Below are 21,634 nucleotides of genomic sequence, written 5' to 3'. Positions count from 1 at the left end.
ATTTACCAGCGTGGAATATCAGTAGTGACATCAGCGTTTTGCGCACGCTGACGCAGGAAGTGATCCATCAGCACGATCGCCAGCATCGCTTCGGCGATCGGCACGGCGCGAATACCGACACACGGATCGTGACGGCCTTTGGTTACCATATCCACTTCTTCGCCGAAACGATTAATGGTGCGACCCGGTACGGTAATGCTCGACGTGGGTTTCAGCGCGATATTGGCAATAATTTGCTGCCCGCTGCTGATGCCGCCAAGAATGCCGCCCGCGTGGTTGCTCTGGAAACCCTGCTGCGTGATTTCGTCGCGGTTTTCGCTGCCGCGCAGCTTCACGACTTCAAAGCCATCGCCAATTTCCACGCCTTTCACCGCGTTGATGCTCATCAGCGCGTGCGCGATATCAGCATCAAGACGGTCAAACACCGGCTCGCCAAAACCTGCCGGAACGCCATCGGCCACTACGGTCACTTTCGCGCCGATGGAGTCGCCCTCTTTTTTCAGGCCGCGCATCAGTTCATCCAGCGCCTCGATTTTGTCCGGATCCGGGCAGAAAAACGGGTTCTGTTCAACCTGCGCCCAGTCTTTGATCTCCAGCGGGATCTCACCCATCTGAGTCAGGCAACCGCGAATAACAATGCCAAATTTCTGCGCCAGATATTTCTTGGCGATAGCGCCAGCGGCGACGCGCATTGCGGTTTCGCGCGCAGAAGAACGACCACCACCGCGATAGTCGCGCAGACCGTATTTTTGTTCGTAGGTGTAATCCGCATGGCCCGGGCGGAACAGATCTTTAATCGCGCCATAATCCTGCGAGCGCTGGTCGGTGTTTTCGATCAGCAGACCAATGCTGGTACCAGTGGTGACGCCTTCAAAGACGCCGGACAGAATCTTCACCTGATCCGGTTCGCGGCGTTGGGTGGTATAGCGCGATGTTCCCGGGCGTCGTCTGTCGAGATCGTGTTGTAAATCGGCTTCGGTCAGCGGAATACCCGGAGGTACGCCGTCAACGATGCAACCCAGCGCCAGGCCGTGCGATTCACCAAACGTGGTTACGCGGAAAAGTTGTCCAATTGTGTTACCTGCCATAACGGCTCCGTTGTCGTTGTTGGTGTTGAGCGTCGTTTTAATCTTTATAGATGCTGAAGTGTTCGCGAGCGGCAATCAGCTGCGCTTTGGTCAGCATAAAGACGCCGTCCCCGCCATTATCAAACTCCAGCCAGGTGAACGGAACGTCCGGATATTGTTCCATCAGATGTACCATGCTGTTGCCGACTTCACAAATCAGGATGCCGTGGTCAGCAAGGTAATCCGGGGCGCAGGCCAGAATGCGGCGCGTCAGTTTCAGGCCGTCGCTGCCCGATGCCAGGCCCAGCTCCGGCTCGTGACGGTATTCCGATGGCAGATCGGACATATCTTCTTCATCAACGTACGGCGGGTTGGTGACAATAAGGTCGTACTGCACTTTCGGCAGATCGCGGAACAGGTCGGAACGGATCGGCGTAACGTGGTGAATCAGGCCGTGCTCTTCAATATTATGCTCAGTTACCGCCAGCGCATCCGCGGAGATATCGACCGCATCCACTTCCGCTTCCGGGAAGGCGTACGCCGTCGCAATAGCGATACAGCCGCTGCCGGTACACATATCCAGAATATGCTGCGGCTGTTGATCAATCAGCCCGGCAAAGCGGTTGTTGATAAGTTCACCAATCGGGGAACGCGGCACCAGCACGCGCTCATCGACATAAAATTCGTGGCCGCAGAACCACGCTTTGTTGGTCAGGTAAGCGACCGGAATACGCTCGTTAACACGACGGATCACGCGCTCAACAATGCGGTGACGCTCGCTGGAAGTCAGACGCGCGGTGCGCATATCCTCCGGGATATCGAGCGGCAGATAGAGCGTCGGCAACACCAGTTGCACCGCTTCGTCCCACGGGTTATCCGTGCCGTGACCGTACCAGATATTCGCGGCGCTGAAGCGGCTGACCGCCCAGCGCAGCATGTCCTGAATGGTGTGCAGCTCATTCACTGCTTCATCGACAAAAATTTTATCCATAGTATCCCCCAGGTACATGCTCGCATTAAATTCGGCGGCTAGTTTGCCATGAAGACGGCGATAAATCAGCATCTCACGCGCCTGCCAGAGGGAAAAATGCATTTTGCTTCGCCGGAGCCGCAGTGAGTCGGGTACACTGAAGAAAAGAAAAGATGAGACGCACAAATGAAAAAGAAATCATCGCTTAGCGAGGAGGAACAGGTGTTGTTCCGGCAACTGATGACCGGTACGCGCCAGCTTAAGCAGGATACCGTGGTACATCGCCCGGCGCGGAAAAAAATCAGCGAAGTTCCGGTGAAACGGTTATTACAGGAACAAGCCGACAACAGTCACTACTTTTCCGACGAGTTTCAGCCGCTGCTCAATACCGAAGGTCCGGTCAAATATGTGCGTGAAGATGTCAGCCATTTTGAGCTAAAAAAGATGCGTCGGGGCGACTACTCGCCGGAGTTGTTTCTCGATCTGCACGGTTTAACACAGCAGCAGGCGAAGCAAGAACTGGGCGCGCTGATCGCCGCCTGTCGCCGTGAACATGTGTTCTGCGCCTGCGTGATGCACGGCCACGGTAAACACATTCTGAAGCAACAGACACCGCTGTGGCTGGCGCAGCACCCGCATGTGATGGCGTTTCACCAGGCGCCGAAAGAGTATGGCGGCGACGCAGCAATTCTGGTGCTGATTGAAGTGGAAGAGTGGCAGCCGCCGGAGCTGCCCTGATGCCAGAAACGTCAAGAGCCGCATAAAGCGGCTCTGCGTTTTTCAGTGTCCGGCGAATTCAGATGGCTTTTCGCATCTTCAGGTTGCAGGGACTCATTTGCCAGTCAAAAACCCCTTTACCGTCTTCACCCAGCGTAACGCTGGCAATGGCGGAAGTGGTAAACATCGGCGGTGCTTCACCCGGGCAAAGCTCGGACACCAGGTAACCCACCAGCGGCAGGTGAGAGATCACCAGCACAGAGGAGATTCCTTCATTCGCCAGCGCCTGTAAATAGGCACTGACAAGGCCGATATCGCCGCAAGGCGTCAGTTCCGGCAGGACCTCCACGTTGTCAGGCAGGTTCATACACTCCCCTACCTTTTCCAGCGTCTGTTCAGCACGTAAAAAAGGGCTGATCAGAACACGTTCAATATCCACTTTTTGGCCTTTCAACCATGTTGCCATTTGACGGGATTCGTCACAGCCACAAGGGGTTAAGGGACGAACCGAGTCACTGGCTGCATCGAGGGCAGCGTCGCCGTGACGCATGATAAAAACTTGCATATTGCACCGCTTTTGTTAACCAGAATCATCAACACTTTCACTGCGAAATCATTTCGCGACGACGGAAAAGTATCGATGGCCGGGCATTGTGCCTGATCCATTCCATGAATGAAACGCTGTTTTTTACCTCAATGGTGTAAGTATAGTCAATCACTGTTTACAAAATAACCGCGAACGCCATGAGGAATAACAGAATTAAATTTTTAGACCTTAATTCACATCTTCAGTTTCTTTTTCCGACCAAAAAGTTACACCCTGCTCCGCCATACGCAACAGCGGTTCACAAGGCGCAAAACGCGCACCGTATTGCGCCTCCAGCCGCTGCAACCTCGCCACGACGTCGCCCGCTCCTGATGTCGCTATATAGTGGAACGGCCCGCCTAAAAACGGCGGAAAACCGATGCCGAATACGGCGCCAATATCGCCGTCTCGCGCGCTGCGAATAACCTGCTCATCAAAGCAACGCACCGCCTCGTTCAGCATCAGCAGCACACAGCGTTCCGCCATCTGCTCTGCCGATAACCTCCCACCGCCGGAGGCACCAATCAGGGGATAAATCGCCGGATCGGGCTGCTTTTTGCTTTTACGCCCTTTCGCAGGGTAAAGATAGAAACCACGACCATTTTTTCGCCCTTTGCGATCGTCGTTCAGAATTGCGCTCACAATACTTGCAGGGGCGCTAAACCGTTCACCATAAGCGCTTTCCAGCACCGGAATAATTTTTGTACCGGTATCGATGCCCACTTCATCCAGTAACTGGATCGGCCCGACCGGGAAGCCAAATTTCACCAGCGCGCGATCAATATCCTCGATGCACTCGCCTTCACTCAGCAGCCGGATGGCTTCATTAATATAGGGAGCAAGAATGCGGTTCACGTAAAATCCGGCTTTATCCGCGACCACAATCGGCGTTTTGCCCTGTTTTTTCGCCAGCTTTACCGTGGTAGCGATGGTCTGCTCATCCGTTCCGGCGTGTGGAATCACCTCCACCAATGGCATTTTTTCCACCGGACTGAAAAAATGTAATCCGATGATCTTTTCTGGTCGCGCGGCATGCGCTGCAATATCGCCGATCGGTAAAGAAGAGGTATTGGAGGCAAAAATAGTATGAGCGGAACAATGGGCTTCCACTTCAGCCACCATTTTCTGTTTCAACGCCAGATCTTCAAACACCGCCTCAATGACCAGGTCACGCTGAGCAAAGCCGCTAAAATCCAGGGTGCCGGATATTTTCGCCAACTGCTTATCGCGCTCGCCCGCTTTCAGGTAGCGGCGCCGCACTTTTTTATCCAGCTCTTCCCAACTGTATTTCAGCGCGTGGTTGATCCCTTTCGCATTAATATCTTTTATGCGAACCGGCAATCCTGCTTTGCTTGCCGTGACGAAAGCGATCCCGCCGCCCATTAATCCGCCGCCCAGCACACCGATCGTGTTCAACGGGCCAGCCTGCACCTCGCTGCCAGGATCTTTTTTAACGCCGGTACTGGCGAAGAACAGGTGGCGTAACGCCTGTGATTGCGGCGTCATCGCCAGTTGACCAAACGCGCGCGCTTCCGCGTCGTAACCGCTGCTGCGCCCCTGCGTCAACCCGGTTTCAATAACGGATAAAATGCGCGTGGCCGCAGGATAATTCCCCTGGGTTTTTTGTTCGGTTTTCTTACTCACCATACGGAACAGCAACGCGCGGCCAAGCGGCCCGGCCAGAACCCGTTCACGAACCGGCAGATGACGGGCAACCGGCCGCCCCTGTTTGGCCAAATCAACAGCGGCCTCAAGGAGAATTGACTGCGGTACGACATCGTCCACCAGACCAACTTTTAATGCCTGGCGCGGACGAAGCTGTTTTCCGGTGAGGATCATTTCCAGCGCCGTACTGACGCCAATCAGACGCGGCAATCGCTGTGTCCCGCCGGAACCGGGCAGCAGACCTAACTGAACTTCAGGCAATCCCAGCATTGTTTTCGCGTCGTCAGTACAAATCCGGCGATGGCACGCCAGTGCCAGTTCCAGCCCGCCGCCCAGGCAAGCGCCATGAATTGCGGCAACTACCGGAATCGACAGCGCATGGATCTCCGCCATCACTTGCTGCCCCTGACGAGCCAGATCCTCGGCCTCTTTTGCCGTCTGGCAACGGGCGATCATATTGATATCCGCGCCAGCGATGAAATTGTCTGCCTTGGCCGAGATAAACACCACGCCACGCAGCGCCTTATTGTCGCGGATCTGTTTCAGCATGGCGCGCACTTCACCTGCAAACTCCGCTTTCAGGGTGTTCATTTTTTCATTCGGCACATCAATGGTGACGACCGCGATATTGTCGGGACGCACATTAAAGGTAAATGCGGACATCATTGTCATTATTCAGCCTCCAGAACCATTGCCGCGCCCAGACCGCCCGCGGCACAGGCAGTGACCAGACCAAAACCGCCTCCCCGGCGGTGCAGTTCGTGTAACGTTTGGGTGATCATGCGCGCGCCGGTGGCGGCAAACGGATGACCGTAAGCGATGGAACCGCCCAACACGTTAAACTTACTGTCATCCACCTCACCTGTTGCCTGCGAGCGCCCAAGTACCTCACGAGCAAAACGCTCGCTGGCCATCAATTTCAGGTTGGTTAAGGTTTGCGCGGCAAAGGCTTCGTGCATATCGAGAAGCGTCAGATCAGCCATCGTCAACCCGGCTCTTTCCAGTGCCAGCGGCGTTGCCCAGGCTGGGCCAAGCAGCATGTCCTGTTGCACATCAATGGCGGTGAAAGCGTAGCTGCGCAAATAACCCAGCGGTGATAATCCCAGTTCCCGGGCGCGGGATTCGGTCATTAAAATTACAGCCGCAGCTCCGTCGGTCAGCGGCGTACTGTTCGCCGCCGTCACCGTGCCATGCTGACGATCGAAGGCGGGACGCAGCTTCGCGTAATCGGCCAGGCTGGAGTTATGACGAACGTTATTATCCTGTTCAACCGGATCGCGAAACGGCGGCGCATAGGCGGTCATCACTTCATCACGCAGTTTGCCTTCAGCCCAGGCCTGTGCGGCTAGCTGGTGTGAGCGGTGGGCCAGCGCATCCTGCTGTTCACGGCTGATACCGTATGTTTTCGCCATCTGCTCAGCTGTATCGCCCATTCTCAGCCCGGTGGAATACTCCGCGACGGCGGGAGGAACCGGCAACAGGTCGCGCAAGCGCAAGCGGGAGAAAAGCTTCAGTTTTTGCCCCACAGTGCGGGCTTTGTTGGCATCCACCAGCGCACGCGCCAACTTTTTACTGACGCCAATCGGTAAAACAGAGGAAGAATCCGCCCCGCCAGCAATACCGGCGCGAATAGTGCCCGCCAGCAGACTTTCTGCGACGTTGGCCACGGCCTGGAAACTGGTTGCGCAGGCGCGGCTGACGCTGTAAGCATCGGTATGGACGCTCATGCCGGTGCCGAGCACGATTTCGCGCGCAATATTAGGCGCTTCCGGCATCTGCACGACCTGGCCAAACACCAGTTGTTCAATCACTTCGGGGGGAATTTCGCTGCGCGCCAGCATCTCTCCCACCACCATTTTGCCAAGATCGATCGCCGGAATGCCGTGAAAAGCGGTGGCCTGGCGGGCAAACGGGGTACGTAACCCACTGACAATGGCAATGCGGTCGCCCTGGCGGGTGACAAGCGGTAATGCCTTCATAACACTCCCCTGTTAACAGCGTATGCTTAAAGTGGTCTGACCTGATAACAGTCTTAACCAATTTTTTACATATAGCCAATGGGAGCGAGAGAAAAATGCGAGCTAAGGCACAGAGATGCTTAGCAAAACGCCTCCGTGAAAGGAGGCGTTGGCAAGAAGATTAACGCAGGCCAAGCTGGAAAATCAGGGTTTCCGCTTCGCAGGCGAAAACAAAATCGATATCGAGACGCACGCCATCCGCCACTTCGGTGAAGGTGGAGGTAATTTGGCAAGGCTCGGATTCCACGCTGCGGGCTCTTGCGCTCAGCGCGGCCAGCGTTTCATCGGCTTCAGCACGATTGGTGAATACACGACTGTAAGAGGCGGTGCAGTCGGAGTTGTCCATAATGGTGCCAACATCCATACAGCAGCAAACCGGGGTTTCATCAGCACTGCATTTGCTCATTGTTGATTCCTCTGAATTAGCACCCTGGGTGCCAGATAAACGATGGACATATTTTACGCCGCCGTTCATGGCGTCTCCAGTTGATAATCTTCCGAAAGTGGATAAGTGACCGAAATCACACTTAAAAATGATCTAAAACAAAAATCGCCCAATTGACTGATTACCAACCCCGGCGATTTTGCCACGCAGATCCCGTTTCGAAGATCACAATTGAAAAAACTTATATACAAACTTGCAACATTCCCTCTGGTCGGACCTATACTTCCGCCACTGGTCTGATTTCTCTGCTGTAACACAGACCCTACACTTCGCGCTCCTGTTACAACACGTAACATAGTTTGAATAAAAATAAATCGATTTCGAATGAGGTTATGGTCATGAGCCAGAAAACCCGTTTTACCAAGTCTGCTCTGGCAGTCGCAGTGGCAATTGTCTCTACCCAGGCCTGGTCCGCAGGCTTTCAACTCAATGAATTTTCGGCTTCTGGTCTTGGCCGTGCTTATTCCGGTGAAGGTGCAATTGCGGATGATGCAGGTAACGTCAGCCGCAACCCTGCATTGATTACCATGTTTGACCGCCCGACGTTCTCCGGCGGCGCGGTGTTTGTTGATCCGGATGTCGATGTCTCCGGCCGTTCCGCGATTGGTAATGATGCGAGCCAGAAAAACATTGCGCCGACAGCGTGGATACCAAACCTGCACTTTGTCGCGCCGATTAACGATCAGTTCGGCTGGGGGGCTTCGCTGACTTCCAACTTTGGGCTGGCAACAGAGTTTAATAATGACTACGCAGCCGGGTCGATGGGCGGTAAAACCGATCTCGAAACACTGAACCTGAACCTTAGCGGCGCGTATCGTCTGGATACCCACTGGAGCTTCGGTCTGGGTTTTGACGCCGTTTATGCTCGCGCGAAGGTTGAGCGTTACGCTGGCGATCTGCCGCAGATCATCGGCGCCAGCCTGCCAGGCATGGTGCAATCTGGCCAGCTTAGCGCCCAGCAGGCTGCCGCTATTGGCGCACAGGCGGGCGGTATCAGCCGTGATACGCAAATCGCGCATCTGAAAGGCGATGAATGGGGCTTTGGCTGGAACGCCGGTATCCTTTACGAGCTGGATAAAAACAACCGTTACTCCTTAACTTACCGCTCCGAAGTGAAGGTCGACTTCGACGGCGATTATAAGAGCAGCCTGCCGACAACGCTTAACCCGATCAACACAGCACTGGGTCTTGGCTTGCCGTATGGTACTGGCGGCTCGACCACCAATGGCTCGCTGTCGCTCCATCTGCCAGAGATGTGGGAAGTTTCGGGTTATAACCGCGTAGCTCCACAGTGGGCCATTCACTACAGTCTGACCTATACCAGTTGGAGCCAGTTCCAGGAGCTGAAAGCGACCGGTGACAGTGGTCAAACGCTGTTCTATAAAGATGAAGGCTTTAAAGATGCCTATCGCATCGCGCTGGGTACCACTTATTATATGGATGATAACTGGACCTTCCGCGCCGGTATCGCCTTTGATGACAGCCCGGTTCCGGCTAACAAACGCACGATCTCCATCCCTGATCAGGACCGTCTGTGGCTGAGCACGGGGGCGACCTATGCCTTTAATAAGGATGCTTCCGTCGATGTTGGCTTCTCTTATATGCATGGTCAGAAAGTGAAGTTCACCGAAGGCCCGTATACGTTCCAGTCTGAAGGCCGCGCGTTCCTCTACGGCGCTAACTTCAACTACGCCTTCTGATAACGCGTCAATAATAACAAAGGTGAGCCTGGCTCACCTTTGTTATTGGCTGCGACCGGATTTATTCCGAATCGATATCTTTTAAATCGCCCTGAATCGCCTGCGCGTTCGGATTTTCCTGCGGCTTCAGCTTGCCGCCATTGGCGATAAAATCGTGACGCTGGAAATAGGCTTCCCGCACAAGGATATAAGGATCGGAAGACTGGCGCAGCAAGCCGTCGGAATCGAGCAGTTGCGCACGGGATTCGACACCTTCAATGGTCCATTTACCGACAGAAAGCGGCCATGTCAGCCACGAGAGCACCGGATAGAGCGTATCCGCCATATCGCCGCCATCTTCACGCAGTGTGAAACTGCCGTAGAACGGTAACTGCATATACGGACCGTAACCAATGCCATAGTGCCCCAGCGTACTGCCGAAACGGTGCGGATCTTCACGCTGCAATTTGCTGTTCGACATACCGGCGACGTCCATAAAGCCGCCCATCCCCAGCAAGGTGTTCAGGAAAAAACGCGTAAAATGCACCATGCCCTGATAGGGATCGCCCTGCAGGAAGTAGTTCACCATCTGTGCAGGCTCTTCAAGGTTGCTGGTGAAGTTGCTCAGACCATTGCGCGCAGGTTGTGGCACATAATCACGCCATGCTACCGCCACAGGACGAACAACGTACGGATCCAGCACGTTGAAGTTGAAGTTGTACATAGTCCGGTTGAACCCTTCCAGCGGGTCCGAACGTCCCTGCGTCTGCTGAGAACTGGCGCAGCCGACCAGTACAGTGGTTGCCAACGCAAGCGCCGACAGGCGGTGTTTCATAGGTGTCTCCCTGAAGAAAATGACCAGTGCTGAAGGTCATCCATAATAACGCGAACGCGACGCCGGGTTTGCGTCGAAGTTATGCAACGCATTGTATCAGCGCATATTATGATGTCCACGCAGTGAACGAGACTCAAACCAGCATAGCCCACATTATCTATACGGCTCATTAACAATTCTATACAAACTTTGCCTGTGCCGTATCGCCATTGTTGCTTTTCCCGGCACTTTAAGACGATGCCGCCATGGAAAGCAGCGTAAAACCGCTACGCTTTAGACATCAGAGCAGCAGAAGCGAGGTAAGTATGGAGAAAATCGATAAACACAGCGATGAAATCGAGGTTGAGAGCGACGAAAAAAAGCGCGGCGAAAAAATCGAACTTGATGAAGAGCGCCTCCCCTCCCGGGCCATGGCTATTCATGAACATATTCGCCAGGATGGTGAAAAAGAGCTGGAAAGAGACGCCATGGCGCTATTCTGGTCGGCTATCGCCGCCGGGCTGTCGATGGGTTCATCATTGCTGGCAAAAGGGATTTTCCATGTGCAACTGGAGGGCGTTCCGGGCGGTTTTCTGTTGGAGAATCTGGGGTACACCTTCGGTTTCATTATTGTCATCATGGCCCGCCAGCAACTCTTTACCGAAAACACCGTAACGGCCGTGCTGCCGGTGATGCAAAACCCTGGCTGGGGAAATTTTGCCCTGATGGTGCGGTTATGGGGCGTGGTGCTGCTGGGAAATCTGCTCGGTACCGCTATTGCGGCCTGGGCGTTTGAATATATGCCGGTGTTTGACGAAGAGACCCGCGATGCCTTTGTCAAAATCGGCATGGATGTGATGAAGAATACGCCGCTGGAGATGTTTTCTAATGCGATTCTTTCCGGCTGGATCATTGCGACAATGGTGTGGATGTTTCCGTCTGCGGGCTCCGCGAAAATTGTGGTGATCGTGTTGATGACGTGGCTAATTGCGCTGGCAGACACCACGCACATTGTGGTCGGCGCGGTAGAGATTTTTTATCTGGTATTTAACGGTACCGTGCACTGGAGCGAATTTATTTGGCCATTTGCCCTGCCAACGCTCGCCGGAAATATCTGCGGCGGTACCTTTATTTTCGCCCTGCTCAGCCATGCGCAAATCCGTAACGACATGATCAACAAACGCAAGGCTGAAGCAAAAGCCCGGGCAGAAGCACAGGCAAGCGCCGACGAAGGTGCAGAAAAAAAAGCATAAACGGTGACGGTTTAACCACTTGGCGGCAAACACGCTTAACGCAGCAGATAAATGACGTTATACTCCTGCCGCCTTGTCCCCTTAGTTAAATGGATATAACGAGCCCCTCCTAAGGGCTAATTGCAGGTTCGATTCCTGCAGGGGACACCATATATCCCTCTCCTGACGTCTGCCGAATGCAATAAGCATCCTTATATTACCTTCAACTTTAGCTATGCGGCATCAGCCGATATCTACCAGTTTCAACGTGAATCAATAAATGCCCTGTTCAAGGAAAAGTGAGCCCCCTACAATTGCCGCTACCTCCCTCGGTTGAACTACACACGCAACATTCATCTATTGAGAGCAGGTCAACCCTACCCGACGTTTAAGCCGCTGAAAGCGCACCTTATCCAGTTGTCCACAATAATGAAAGCCAGCGGATCGGGGCCGGATAAGGTGCGCGTTTTAAGCCCGGCAGGTTAACTGGCCGGGCTTAACGTGTCAGGCTGGATAGCCAATCTGTTCCGGCTGGCGCTGCATGATTATTTCACCGTGGCGAATTGACGTCAGCACTTTGGCCTGGCGACAGACCGCATCATAGTCATTTTCCGCGTCAAGGATCAGCAGGTTAGCCGGGCGTCCTTCGACAATGCCGTAATTATCACCCAGGCACAGCGCCCGGGCGCTGTTATCGGTAATAAGATCGAGGCAGCGCTGCAAATCTTTATACCCCAGCATATGGCAGATATGCAGGCCGGCGTCGAGGATGCGCATAATATTGCCGTTGCCCAGCGGATACCACGGGTCCTGGATGGAATCCTGAGCAAAACAGACATTGATCCCGGCGCGGTCCAGTTCAGCCACCCGCGTCACGCCGCGACGTTTCGGCCAGGTGTCGAAGCGCCCCTGTAAATGAATACTCTCGGTCGGACAGGAGATAAAGTTAATGCCCGACACTTTTAGCAGCCGGAACAACTTCGAACAGTAAGCGTTATCGTAAGATCCCATGGCACAGGTATGGCTGGCGGTAACCTGCGCGCCCATTCCACGTACCCGGGCTTCTTCCGCCAGCACCTCCAGGAAGCGCGACTGCGGATCGTCGATTTCATCGCAGTGCACATCGACCAGGCAGCCGTGGCGCTGGGCCAGATCCATGAGAAAAACAAGTGAGCTGACGCCCTTGTCACGGGTGTTTTCGTAGTGCGGAATGCCGCCCACCACGTCGGCCCCCATCTCAATGGCTCGAGTCATCAGATCTCGCCCGCCGGGGAAGGATTCGATGCCCTCCTGTGGGAAGGCAACGATTTGCAGGTCGATAAGATGAGCCGCCTCTTTTTTCACCATCAGCATGGCTTCAAGCGCCGTCAGGGAGGGATCGGTAACATCAATATGGGTGCGCACGTGCTGCACGCCGTTATCACGCAGCATACCGATGGTTTTCAGCGCGCGTTGACGCGTATCTTCAACCGTTACACTCTCTTTTCGCTGGCTCCAGCGGGAGATCCCCTCAAACAGGGTGCCGCTCATATTCCACTCCGGCTCGCCCGCCGTCAGGGTGGCATCGAGATGAATATGTGGCTCGACAAATGGCGGGATAACCAGTTTTTGTTGCGCATCGATATCGCAGACCTCAGCTACCTGCGCTGAGGTCTGCAAAGTGATGCTTTTAATCACACCGTCCTGTAATTCAAGGGTATAGAGCGCTTCTTTATGGCGCAGGCGCGCGTTGATAATTTTCATGGATGTTCCCGTAAATGATTTTGCGACATACGCCAGATCGTTAAAGCGACCGAGGCGTTGAGATGGAATTGCGGATGGCTGATCGGATAGCTGGTCAGCTTTTCAATTCGTTGAATACGTTGATGTAATGTGTTGCGGTGGATACCAAGCCGTTCGGCGGCCCTGACCACGTTACCGTTCTCCTGGAGCAGCGTTTCCAGCGTCTCCATTAACAGCCATGGGCTTTTGCGATCGCGTTCTATCAGACAGCCGAGGGTGTCATGCATAAAATCGCTCAGCAGCGCAGGGTCGCCGATGGCAGAGAGTAGTTTGATAAAGCCCAGTTGTTGATAGTCGCTAATGCGCTGGGCCGGACGCAGATTATCGCTGAGGTCCAGCGCCTGACGCGCCTGCGACAGCGCGCGCTGATAATCCTGTAATTGCTGCACTCTTGCGGAAAGGCCGCACAGTAGCGACAACCCATCGTCGCTATCCGCCAGCGCGAGCAGCCACTGCTGTAACCACTTTTTCTGCTGATAAAACTCACCTTCCTCATCCGGAAGCAGGAAGATAAACATATTGCTGCGTTCTACCAGCGGAAAGGGGTTGCCCTGCTGATTGAGTTGCTGCTGCAATCGCTGGCGTACGCTACGGCGAGCCTGCTGTAACCATGCTTCCGCCTGCTCGGGTGGAAACTGACGAAACAGGTTCTGTATTCCCTCAAGGCGTAATGCCGCGACCCGCAGCGGGCGGGTAAAATCCAGTCGCTGATGGATCGCGCGTTGCTGCAGGATTTGCAGATCGGGATAATCCCCGGTTAACAGCTGCATCAGAATATCGCGCTGCGACTGCAGAGCGTTTTCACTGCGCACCAGTGCGGTGCCAATGCGTTCGGTAACAATCACCATCTTCAGCAGATAGGGCTGTTCGATCAGTGGAATACCCAACTCATCGGCGAGGGTTATCAAACGCAGCGGGATTGACTGGATATAGTCGCCTCCGGTCAGGATCACCATTCCGGCGATCCCGCGCTGCTTGCCTTCCATCAGCAACTGGATCAGGTTGTCTTCATCGCGGGGATGGTTGATCCCGGTGATAAACACCAGTTCCCCGCCCATGATCCATTCGGCGATATTTTCATTTTCTGCGACGTAGTACCAGCGAACCGCCAGTTGCAGTCCCTGCTTGCCCGCGCGCAGGCGCATAGCGGAGAGTTCCTCAAGGGCGAGGATTTCTCTGACCGTCAGGCTCATGGTTACTGCTCCGCAACCGAATCAGCGGCAGGCTGACGTTTACTCAGGCGAGTCAGGGCGATGTAGACCAGCGCAGAAACGGTAATGCCCACCAGTGGCGCGATCCATGGCGACAGATAAGCCACCACGGCTCCCACGGCGTAGGCGCAAAGCCCCGACCAGTTAAAGCGCGGCAAACGGGCAGTTTGCAACAGCGGATAGCGGCCGCCGCGATAAAACCAGTAGTCGGCGAGGATAACGCCGCCGATGGGCGGAATGATGCTGCCCAGTAAGACCAGGAAAGGGATCAGCATTTCATACATACCGCCAATGGCCAGCAGAATGCCAACGCCAGCGGCGACAATAGTCAGGGTGCGACGGTGCTCACTGCGCAGCAGATGGCAGGCGGCAGCCGAGACGTTATAAATCGTCGGCCCCTGAATCGTCAGCAGATTGAGGCACAGCATCACTACCGCAGCGACGGACAGCCCCTGCAAAATCAGCACTTCCACGATATCAGCCTGCTGGTAGACAATAGCGCACCAGGCTCCGGCAACAATCATCAGCCCGTTACCGACAAGGAAGCTGCCCATGCTGGCGACGATGGCGGTGCGGCTGGAGTTGGCCAGACGCGTCCAGTTTGTCGCCTGGGTCGCCCCGCTGGCGAAAGTGCCGAACACCATGGTGATAGCCGCTGACCAGGCCATGGTTTCGCTTCCGCCCGGCTCGATTTTGGTCATCGCCTGCCAGCCGCCAGCGTGATGGGCAGCAATATACATAGAAATAACCAGCAGAATGAACATCAGCGGCACCGACACGCGCGACAGCGCATCCAGCCCCTTGTAGCCGACCAGCGCGGTCACGCAGAACAGAATACCGAACAGGATCATCAGCGGAATGGTCATGGCTTCAGGTATGGCGAGGATTTTGACCAGCGAAATGGCGACGGTCGCCGTCCCCCAGGCGTACCATCCCAGTTCAGCGAAACCGAGAATAAAATCGGCGAGCTTACTGCCTATTTCACCGAAGCAAAAACGCCCCATCAGCACGGTATTCAGCCCGCTGCGCGCAGCAATCCAGCCGAGCGACGCGGCATAGAGGGCCAGCAAAAAGTTACCGATAACGGCAATCCACAACAGGTTAACGATGGAAAAAGAGACGCCGAGCTTACCGCCCGCGAACATCGTGCCGGTAAAGAAAGTAAAGCTGAACAGAACCATGGAAATCGAAAATATACCCTTGCGCCCTGATGCAGGCGCTTCGACGAGCGGAAAATCATTGCTGTTTGACATAGTTGAACCTCTGAGTGGCTATCTGAATGGCTATGCACAAAAGAGCAAGAGATATGCCAAAAATATCTGGGCAGAGGCCACACAATGAAGTGGGCACATTGCACACAAATACTCATTAATCCGCAGTTAACCGCCAGGATATTGTGCATGGTGCAAACTTTCGCACCATAACGGGGCAGCGATGGATACACATCGATATGTGTACATTTACCATGGAAGGGGTATATGAGGCCCACCTGGAAAACGGAAAATCTCCCCTGCCGGGGATACTTTTCAGTCGGTCAGCTTGGTGCCAGGGCAGAGGTTGTAACTTCCGCTGGTGTTAATCAACGTGGGAGCAAATCGCTTTAAGTGTATTTGCACAATGGAGGTGAACCCTGAATCGAATAAAAAACACGGCTGGCACGTTTACACGCTAAACACATCAAGGATTATCAACATGACGCGTATCGTGCCTGTAATCGCTCTCGGATTTTTAATCAATCCCTTTTCGTTATATGCCAGCCCTGCTAACTACAGTATCAACACGCAGAAAACAACGATTACCCTCTCCTGGCATGCATTTGGCGATACTTCTGAGGCCAGACTGGGAGATGTAACGGGTGATATTGCACTCAATGCCGGAAACGACGAGTACGACACTATCAATGTATCCATTCCGGTGGCGACGTTGAAGGCGTCTAACAGACTGTTAACCTGGCAGATGAAAGGGACGCTTTTTTTTGACGCTGGACGCTATCCGAATATCACTTTCATCAGTAGCCGCGTGGTGGCATTGGGACAGGGCCATTTTCGGATTTTTGGCACACTTGTGGTTAAGAACGTCTCGCGCCCGGTCATTCTGGATGCCTTACTGATGGGGAAAAACACCGGGCTCACCAGTGCTGAGAGCATTTATCTGCATGCCTCAACGACGATTTCACGCTCAGCATTCAATATGGACAGTTTCGCTGCGCTTGTAGATGACAACGTGACAATCAATATTGAGATTCAGGCCCGGCTGCATCAGGCCGTATAAACATTTCCGGCCAGCATACCGGTGCATCCCTTTTGCTATGAAAGCGCAGCCTGTAGCGTCAGTGCGTTTTGTTTCAGTTGGGAAGCAGGGTTACGGCCAATCAACACAAACTGGTAGCCTCTGGAATGCCACCAGATGAGATTCATCGTATGGCGCTGTTCTTGATTCAGTTCTGTGCTGGCTGGCTGGCGGTCTGGTGAAATACACAGCGCCATCGGGCCATAATCCGCATGCATCCAGGCGATTTGCGCAATCGAGGTGCTGTCATAGCGCAGCATACGCACCATTTTCAGCTCTGCCCCATGCAGCACAAGTTGCTGCTCATTCGCCTGCAAACCTATGTCTTGTGCAGTACGCGCCAGTCCACGTTGCAATGCTAACGGGGAACTGTCTGTATCAAGCAACGTTTCTGCACTGTACAAAGACATATACTGTGCCTCAAGGTCACGAATTTTTTCGCTCTCGCCCTGAGCCTTTATTGCAGGCCGCGCGAAATAGCCCATCCCTGAACCGATAACCAGAAAACTGAGCGAGGCCGCGATCAACGCGCGTCGGCTAACTCCCTTTGCACCGGCAGTGGTTACCGATGGTTGGGCGAGTATGTTGGCCAGTTGTGCCTCCAGGCGAGACTGCGGCGCCTCTTTCAGCAGGGGCGCGAAGGCGCGGGCAATATCAGTCTGGTTGAGCCTTAACACTTCTGTTCGTTCCGCCAGTTGTTTATCCTGACCGAGCGCAGCCTCAAAGCGCTCTGCATCACTTGCCTGCATTTCGCCATCCAGCCAGGCGACTATCGCTTCATCGCTGTACGGTGCTGTAAATCTCATTGAGTTCAATATCGCTTCTCCTGTACAGGGTGCGGCGTGTGAATCACCTGGGCGATTTTCGCCCTCGCCGTAGCCAGCCGGCTCATGATCGTGCCAATCGGGACAGACAATGTATCTGCCGCCTCCTGATAGGTAAAACCTTCAACATAGACTAAAAATACCGCATTGCGTTGTGCTTCCGGCAGAGCGCTCACGTACTGCATAATTTTCGCATAGTGCAGGCGCGCCTCATCCTGTTCATACGTATCCGGCGCCAGTAATTCATCGCTTTCAACGAACCCCTGCCCCAACCGCACCCGGCGGGAACGCACCTCTGAAATCCAGATGGAATGCAGAATAGTGAATAACCAACTATCAATGCGTGTGCCGGGGGTGAACTGCGCGCTTTTTTCAAGCGCTCGGACACAGGTAGACTGCACCAGTTCTTCGGCAACCTCGCGGTTACGCGACAGAACCAGCCCATAGCGCCACAGGCGTGTCAGATGTTCAGCAAGATGCTGACGGACGTCACTGGTAGTGATTTTTTTATCCTCATACCATTCTCAGGATTCAGGATGGCCGTCGATAGCAGCCTGCAGATCCCTGTACTCTTCGCAACTCTGGCCGCAAAGTGTGGCGATGGTTTCCAGTTGCGCTTTTGCCAGGTCAGGACGCCCTTTCACCAGCCATGCTTCACCAAGGTATTCACGTACTTTGGCATAGGTCGGATCGAGTGCTATTGAACGCTGATAATAGCCGATACCTTCATCAGTACGACCCAGCTTACGTGTGGCATAGCCGCGGTAATTCCAGGCTTCCGCAGTATCGCCATTTTTCAGCGTGTTGAGCAGATCCAGGGCCGCCTGATACTCCCCTTTTTTTGCCAGATGATAAGCATAACGCGTTTTATCTTCATCGCTGAGCTGGCTTGTTTTCTCGGGTACGCATTGTTTTGTCGTGCTGTCATACACCTGCCCGGTGGGACAATCCGGCGTTTTGCTGTTGGTATTATCGTCACCTGCGGCAAAAACCGGCGTGGTTAGCAGAACAAACACCACGGGCAGCAGACGTTGAATAATTGCGGAATGTGCAAACGAAAATAGATTCATGGTGAACTCCGGGTTAACGAAAAGCACGGCCAGGCAGCATACGGCTCAGTACGCTGTCCCGTAACAGGTAGTGATGGAAAAGCGCCGCCAGAGCATGCACAAATGCCAGCGAAACCAGTGCCCAGGCCACATTGCCGTGCCACTGAGCGAGGGTATGCCGTAGCGTTGGTGTAATCTGCACCCAGCCAGACAGGTCGAAAAGACCAAAGAACGAGAAGGGTTCCTGCTGCGACCAGCGGAAAAGAAACCCAAGCACGATTTGTGCGAAAAGGAGGAGATAAAGCGCGCCGTGCATGCCATGTGCGAGCAGTTTAGCAAGCCTTGCACCTTCAACCGGCGGCATCGATAAATGGGGAGAGTGCTGGCTGTATAGCCGCCATAGCGGCCGGATTACCATCACCAGTGCCAGTAGAATTCCGCAAGAAATATGAACAGCCTGCAACCCTTTTCTCAGCGGCGTCCCCCGCTCAAGTTGCTCCCAGATATGTGCGCTTGCAAACAGGAAAATGACACAGGCTGCGGTGACCCAATGCAGTACCAGGGTAAAGCTATCGTAGCGCTGTCGTGTTAACGGTTGCGTTGTTCCAGTCATAAATTATGACTCCATCAGTGTGTTAATGATGGGTAAACGCCACACCTTCTGAATCTATTCGAAAAAAATACTTTTTTATCCCGGAGCACAGGTCAACGGTCGCCTGTTTGTTGTTCTTTCCGTTCGACTTTGCAAAGATGTATCGCACACGATCCAGACCTGCCACACAATCAGGAACAGGATCTACTCTCCAGGCCCCGGCAATAACGAGCTACGTGGCAATGCCGACGTCAAACTGGTTCTGCTTTGAGGATTCCGCTATGACTCCCTTTCATCAACTTACAGCCACCAGTCTGGGCGGCCAGCTTATCTCTATGGCCGACTACGCAGGTAAGGTGGTTCTGGTCGTTAATACCGCCAGCCTTTGTGGCTTCACGCCACAATACGGAGGCCTTGAATCGCTCTACCAGAAATACGCCGCCCGGGGTTTGGTGGTGCTTGGTTTCCCCTGCAACCAGTTTGGTAAACAGGAGCCCGGCGGCGCCGAAGACATCGCGCAAACCTGTCACATTAATTACGGTGTGAGCTTTCCGATGTTCCAGAAAGTTGAGGTCAACGGAAGTGCAGCGCACCCGCTGTTTCGTTATCTGAAAAACGAATTGCCCGGCGTGCTGGGTGGGCGGATCAAGTGGAACTTCACTAAATTCCTGATCGGACGCGACGGTAAACCGCTCAAGCGTTTTGCGCCGTTCACCACCCCGGAGAAAATGGAAGCCACAATCCTTGCGGCACTTGAAATTTAAGTTTATCGGTAATTCGAACCATTCAATTTTAGAGCGCTGCCGAAAAATTCATTATCCGTTCATCGCACATAGCAGCCTGTCATGTCTGCTTAAGAACCAGCTTTACGGGTGATTTCGTTCCATTGCGAGCGATAACTGCCAACTGTCTGGCAGCAGGCAGATTGTGGAAACCAGCCACCACCAGAAATTGACTGCTGCTGTCAGTGCAACTCACGCTGCGCAAGCTGCGTTGCGAGCGTTTCGATACGCTCGGCCATTTGCCGGGTCAGCTCGGTCAGATGCGTATTTTGTTTCAGCAATTCCAACAGTTGTGCCGACTGCTCCTCGGCCAGCATCTGGCGCTTCGCCATTGCGTCATCCAGATCTTCGCGGTGCTGCGCGTCCGCCAGGGCATGCGCCTGATCGCGCTCCGCCTGTCGGGTTTGCGCTAACAGGATCAGCGGAGCTGCATAAGCAGCCTGAATACTGAACGCCAGGTTGAGCAAAATAAAGGGATAGGGGTCAAACTTCACGACGCCTGCTGCGTTCAGAACAATCCACACGATCACCGCGATAGTCTGCCCAATAAGGAATGTCGGTGTACCGAAAAAACGTGCGAAGGCTTCTGCTTTCAGCGCAAACCACTCTTCGCCGAAAGTATGCGTAATATCCTTCAAAGGGCGATATAAACGAAACTCTTTATCTTTGTGCATATCAAAAACTTCCTGCTGCGGGGCATTGTCGGCATCGACGAAAACTTTGGCATCAGTGGAAACTGATGCCCAACCGTACGAAAATATACGTCAAATATGTTATACAGTAGCTCTCACGACTGCATAAATCCCATCGCCCCACTTAACTACACCCCTATTATTCCATCGCCAACAGCAGGATTCGGGGTTATCGGAGAAGTTTTCGGAACAAAGTCACCAGGGATTGTCCATTATCCTCAAGCGGCATAAAAAATTTTTTATCGGTGGCTTCTACAACCTGCACGGCTTGTTCAGCCAGCTCCCGCCCCGCTTTTGTTACCCTAATCACTTTGGAACGCGTGTCTTTTTGATGCGGAATACGCTCCAGATAGTCTGCCTTTTCAAGGACACGAACAACCTGGGATATCGTCATCGTGTCGCTCCCGGTTAGCTGTGATAACCGTATTTGTGTCAGCGCCTCCTTTTCCTCAAACCAACTGGCTACAGCCAGAACGACAAACTGCGTGTGTGTCAGGCCTAAGTGTTGCAGGGCATTTCGTTGTTCGCGTTGCCAGCTATTTGACACTCTCCACAGTAAATAGCCGGGGCTCTCGTCCGGCCCTTCGAAAGCGCTGGGAAGGGGCTTATTTTCAGATGTCATTTACATTGAACCTGTTTCCGCAAGGTATTTTGCCAGCCCCGCCATCACTTCAGGGAAGTCCGAGCTTATTCCCTCTCCGAAAGCCTGAGCCTGGGAACCTTGCGTGCTGATAGCATAAATCAACATGCAGTGACCGGTACCTGATGCTTCAATACGATGTTCAACTCTGACCAGCGTTTCATCTACCCTGGTCTCATCAATAAAATACTTTTCTTCAGAAACATCGATAAGCTGGCTACGAACAACATCACCTTCCGGTAACTCCATCGTGAACCATGTTCCCGTATGAAATGGCCCCTCGATAGTGATTGACTTTACGCCAGGGTTCCATCGCTTCCAGTTATCTGTGTCGATAAATGCCTGCCATATTGCTTTCGGCTTGCTGTTTACAGCGAGCGTAAAGGATTTACTCCAGACGTTATCTTTGTTCATAAAATCCCCCTCAGTTGTAATAAGTAAACATATAGCATGTGCACTTATAATAATGTGCCGCCAGTTTTTTATACAACCCTGATGAGTCTCTATTTCGCTGTGGGGGCATGATTGTTTGGTGCTCGCTCTGGTGACATATCTATCCGGCATCCACAGTCAGAACAGA

General features: G+C 53.6%; 22 protein-coding genes and 1 tRNA gene. 6 read left to right on the top strand and 17 right to left on the bottom strand.

Annotated elements, in window-relative coordinates:
* Window positions 1-2: 2 nt before the first annotated feature.
* Window positions 3-1,088: a chorismate synthase gene (aroC, locus tag DK872_RS07795; RefSeq protein ID WP_007371039.1), complete on the bottom strand. Its 1,086-nt coding sequence runs from the start codon at window positions 1,086-1,088 to the stop codon at window positions 3-5.
* 37 nt (window positions 1,089-1,125) lie between these two features.
* Window positions 1,126-2,058: a 50S ribosomal protein L3 N(5)-glutamine methyltransferase gene (gene prmB / locus DK872_RS07790; RefSeq protein ID WP_007371038.1), complete on the bottom strand. Its 933-nt coding sequence runs from the start codon at window positions 2,056-2,058 to the stop codon at window positions 1,126-1,128.
* 165 nt (window positions 2,059-2,223) lie between these two features.
* Here prmB and smrB point away from each other — a divergent pair, with 165 nt between their 5' ends.
* Window positions 2,224-2,775: an endonuclease SmrB gene (smrB, locus tag DK872_RS07785; protein ID WP_007371037.1), complete on the top strand. Its 552-nt coding sequence runs from the start codon at window positions 2,224-2,226 to the stop codon at window positions 2,773-2,775.
* 58 nt (window positions 2,776-2,833) lie between these two features.
* Here the strand turns inward: smrB and sixA are convergent, their stop codons facing one another.
* From sixA to DK872_RS07765, 4 genes are all read right to left on the bottom strand, one after another.
* Window positions 2,834-3,319: a phosphohistidine phosphatase SixA gene (gene sixA, locus DK872_RS07780; RefSeq protein WP_035889074.1), complete on the bottom strand. Its 486-nt coding sequence runs from the start codon at window positions 3,317-3,319 to the stop codon at window positions 2,834-2,836.
* A gap of 210 nt (window positions 3,320-3,529) precedes the next feature.
* Window positions 3,530-5,677: a fatty acid oxidation complex subunit alpha FadJ gene (fadJ, locus tag DK872_RS07775; protein ID WP_007371034.1), complete on the bottom strand. Its 2,148-nt coding sequence runs from the start codon at window positions 5,675-5,677 to the stop codon at window positions 3,530-3,532.
* On the bottom strand, window positions 5,677-6,984 hold the full coding sequence (gene fadI, locus DK872_RS07770; protein ID WP_007371033.1) for an acetyl-CoA C-acyltransferase FadI: 1,308 nt from the start codon (window positions 6,982-6,984) through the stop codon (window positions 5,677-5,679). The genes fadJ and fadI overlap by 1 nt, the downstream gene beginning before the upstream one ends.
* 160 nt (window positions 6,985-7,144) lie before the next feature.
* The gene (locus DK872_RS07765; RefSeq protein WP_007371032.1) at window positions 7,145-7,429 is read right to left on the bottom strand and encodes a YfcZ/YiiS family protein; all 285 of its coding nucleotides are present in this window, start codon (window positions 7,427-7,429) and stop codon (window positions 7,145-7,147) included.
* A gap of 377 nt (window positions 7,430-7,806) precedes the next feature.
* Between DK872_RS07765 and fadL the strand changes: the two genes are divergently transcribed.
* The gene (gene fadL / locus DK872_RS07760) at window positions 7,807-9,168 is read left to right on the top strand and encodes a long-chain fatty acid transporter FadL (RefSeq protein WP_007371030.1); all 1,362 of its coding nucleotides are present in this window, start codon (window positions 7,807-7,809) and stop codon (window positions 9,166-9,168) included.
* 61 nt (window positions 9,169-9,229) lie between these two features.
* Here the strand turns inward: fadL and mlaA are convergent, their stop codons facing one another.
* Entirely contained in the window at window positions 9,230-9,982 is a 753-nt protein-coding gene (gene mlaA, locus DK872_RS07755) for a phospholipid-binding lipoprotein MlaA (protein ID WP_007371029.1), read from the bottom strand.
* Between the two features lie 305 nt (window positions 9,983-10,287).
* Here mlaA and DK872_RS07750 point away from each other — a divergent pair, with 305 nt between their 5' ends.
* Window positions 10,288-11,214 (top strand): formate/nitrite transporter family protein, encoded by a 927-nt coding sequence (locus DK872_RS07750; RefSeq protein WP_035889067.1) that lies wholly within the window; start codon window positions 10,288-10,290, stop codon window positions 11,212-11,214.
* 75 nt (window positions 11,215-11,289) lie between these two features.
* Window positions 11,290-11,364 (top strand) — tRNA-Arg (locus tag DK872_RS07745).
* A gap of 333 nt (window positions 11,365-11,697) precedes the next feature.
* Here the strand turns inward: DK872_RS07745 and codA are convergent.
* The 3 genes from codA to codB are packed head-to-tail and all read right to left on the bottom strand — an operon-like array spanning window position 11,698 to window position 15,439.
* On the bottom strand, window positions 11,698-12,936 hold the full coding sequence (gene codA / locus DK872_RS07740) for a cytosine deaminase (protein WP_079517612.1): 1,239 nt from the start codon (window positions 12,934-12,936) through the stop codon (window positions 11,698-11,700).
* The gene (locus DK872_RS07735; protein WP_007371025.1) at window positions 12,933-14,168 is read right to left on the bottom strand and encodes a PucR family transcriptional regulator ligand-binding domain-containing protein; all 1,236 of its coding nucleotides are present in this window, start codon (window positions 14,166-14,168) and stop codon (window positions 12,933-12,935) included. The genes codA and DK872_RS07735 overlap by 4 nt, the downstream gene beginning before the upstream one ends.
* A 2-nt stretch (window positions 14,169-14,170) precedes the next feature.
* Window positions 14,171-15,439: a cytosine permease gene (gene codB / locus DK872_RS07730; protein ID WP_035889064.1), complete on the bottom strand. Its 1,269-nt coding sequence runs from the start codon at window positions 15,437-15,439 to the stop codon at window positions 14,171-14,173.
* Between the two features lie 439 nt (window positions 15,440-15,878).
* Here codB and DK872_RS07725 point away from each other — a divergent pair, with 439 nt between their 5' ends.
* On the top strand, window positions 15,879-16,457 hold the full coding sequence (locus tag DK872_RS07725; RefSeq protein WP_079517610.1) for a YceI family protein: 579 nt from the start codon (window positions 15,879-15,881) through the stop codon (window positions 16,455-16,457).
* Between the two features lie 35 nt (window positions 16,458-16,492).
* Here the strand turns inward: DK872_RS07725 and DK872_RS07720 are convergent, their stop codons facing one another.
* The 4 genes from DK872_RS07720 to DK872_RS07705 are packed head-to-tail and all read right to left on the bottom strand — an operon-like array spanning window position 16,493 to window position 18,961.
* A complete protein-coding gene (locus DK872_RS07720) occupies window positions 16,493-17,290 on the bottom strand; it encodes an anti-sigma factor (RefSeq protein WP_079517609.1) in 798 nt (265 codons plus the stop codon).
* Window positions 17,287-17,763, bottom strand: a complete 477-nt coding sequence (locus DK872_RS07715; RefSeq protein WP_202625989.1) for a sigma-70 family RNA polymerase sigma factor — start codon at window positions 17,761-17,763, stop codon at window positions 17,287-17,289. The genes DK872_RS07720 and DK872_RS07715 overlap by 4 nt, the downstream gene beginning before the upstream one ends.
* Before the next feature lie 60 nt (window positions 17,764-17,823).
* Window positions 17,824-18,369, bottom strand: a complete 546-nt coding sequence (locus DK872_RS07710; RefSeq protein WP_007371020.1) for a tetratricopeptide repeat protein — start codon at window positions 18,367-18,369, stop codon at window positions 17,824-17,826.
* A 13-nt stretch (window positions 18,370-18,382) separates the two neighbouring features.
* Window positions 18,383-18,961 (bottom strand): cytochrome b, encoded by a 579-nt coding sequence (locus DK872_RS07705; RefSeq protein WP_007371019.1) that lies wholly within the window; start codon window positions 18,959-18,961, stop codon window positions 18,383-18,385.
* 260 nt (window positions 18,962-19,221) lie between these two features.
* Here DK872_RS07705 and DK872_RS07700 point away from each other — a divergent pair, with 260 nt between their 5' ends.
* The gene (locus tag DK872_RS07700) at window positions 19,222-19,704 is read left to right on the top strand and encodes a glutathione peroxidase (RefSeq protein WP_007371018.1); all 483 of its coding nucleotides are present in this window, start codon (window positions 19,222-19,224) and stop codon (window positions 19,702-19,704) included.
* Window positions 19,705-19,904: 200 nt separating this feature from the next.
* On the opposite strand, the gene DK872_RS07695 is transcribed toward DK872_RS07700, so the two are convergent.
* The 3 genes from DK872_RS07695 to DK872_RS07685 all read right to left on the bottom strand — a co-directional run bounded on the left by DK872_RS07695 (window position 19,905) and on the right by DK872_RS07685 (window position 21,468).
* Complete coding sequence (locus DK872_RS07695) at window positions 19,905-20,396, bottom strand: DUF1003 domain-containing protein (protein ID WP_007371017.1); 492 nt, start codon at window positions 20,394-20,396, stop codon at window positions 19,905-19,907.
* Between the two features lie 187 nt (window positions 20,397-20,583).
* Entirely contained in the window at window positions 20,584-21,036 is a 453-nt protein-coding gene (locus DK872_RS07690) for a MarR family winged helix-turn-helix transcriptional regulator (protein WP_035889059.1), read from the bottom strand.
* Window positions 21,037-21,468: an SRPBCC family protein gene (locus tag DK872_RS07685; RefSeq protein WP_035889058.1), complete on the bottom strand. Its 432-nt coding sequence runs from the start codon at window positions 21,466-21,468 to the stop codon at window positions 21,037-21,039.
* Window positions 21,469-21,634: the final 166 nt, after the last annotated feature.

This window comes from Kosakonia sp. MH5 (genome assembly GCF_009935945.1).
GTDB classification, from domain to species: Bacteria; Pseudomonadota; Gammaproteobacteria; order Enterobacterales; family Enterobacteriaceae; genus Kosakonia; species Kosakonia radicincitans.
This window is presented reverse-complemented; position numbering and strand designations above follow the sequence as displayed.

Coding starts and splice junctions, on each gene's coding strand:
- codB (WP_035889064.1), bottom strand. CDS start 15,439: ATGTCAAACAGCAATGATTTTCCGCTCGTCGAAGCGCCTGCATCAGGG.
- fadI (WP_007371033.1), bottom strand. CDS start 6,984: ATGAAGGCATTACCGCTTGTCACCCGCCAGGGCGACCGCATTGCCATT.
- DK872_RS07695 (WP_007371017.1), bottom strand. CDS start 20,396: ATGCACAAAGATAAAGAGTTTCGTTTATATCGCCCTTTGAAGGATATT.
- mlaA (WP_007371029.1), bottom strand. CDS start 9,982: ATGAAACACCGCCTGTCGGCGCTTGCGTTGGCAACCACTGTACTGGTC.
- DK872_RS07750 (WP_035889067.1), top strand. CDS start 10,288: ATGGAGAAAATCGATAAACACAGCGATGAAATCGAGGTTGAGAGCGAC.
- DK872_RS07685 (WP_035889058.1), bottom strand. CDS start 21,468: ATGAACAAAGATAACGTCTGGAGTAAATCCTTTACGCTCGCTGTAAAC.
- DK872_RS07705 (WP_007371019.1), bottom strand. CDS start 18,961: ATGACTGGAACAACGCAACCGTTAACACGACAGCGCTACGATAGCTTT.
- DK872_RS07710 (WP_007371020.1), bottom strand. CDS start 18,369: ATGAATCTATTTTCGTTTGCACATTCCGCAATTATTCAACGTCTGCTG.
- DK872_RS07765 (WP_007371032.1), bottom strand. CDS start 7,429: ATGAGCAAATGCAGTGCTGATGAAACCCCGGTTTGCTGCTGTATGGAT.
- DK872_RS07735 (WP_007371025.1), bottom strand. CDS start 14,168: ATGAGCCTGACGGTCAGAGAAATCCTCGCCCTTGAGGAACTCTCCGCT.
- DK872_RS07700 (WP_007371018.1), top strand. CDS start 19,222: ATGACTCCCTTTCATCAACTTACAGCCACCAGTCTGGGCGGCCAGCTT.
- prmB (WP_007371038.1), bottom strand. CDS start 2,058: ATGGATAAAATTTTTGTCGATGAAGCAGTGAATGAGCTGCACACCATT.
- fadL (WP_007371030.1), top strand. CDS start 7,807: ATGAGCCAGAAAACCCGTTTTACCAAGTCTGCTCTGGCAGTCGCAGTG.
- codA (WP_079517612.1), bottom strand. CDS start 12,936: ATGAAAATTATCAACGCGCGCCTGCGCCATAAAGAAGCGCTCTATACC.
- DK872_RS07690 (WP_035889059.1), bottom strand. CDS start 21,036: ATGACATCTGAAAATAAGCCCCTTCCCAGCGCTTTCGAAGGGCCGGAC.
- smrB (WP_007371037.1), top strand. CDS start 2,224: ATGAAAAAGAAATCATCGCTTAGCGAGGAGGAACAGGTGTTGTTCCGG.
- aroC (WP_007371039.1), bottom strand. CDS start 1,088: ATGGCAGGTAACACAATTGGACAACTTTTCCGCGTAACCACGTTTGGT.
- fadJ (WP_007371034.1), bottom strand. CDS start 5,677: ATGACAATGATGTCCGCATTTACCTTTAATGTGCGTCCCGACAATATC.
- sixA (WP_035889074.1), bottom strand. CDS start 3,319: ATGCAAGTTTTTATCATGCGTCACGGCGACGCTGCCCTCGATGCAGCC.
- DK872_RS07725 (WP_079517610.1), top strand. CDS start 15,879: ATGACGCGTATCGTGCCTGTAATCGCTCTCGGATTTTTAATCAATCCC.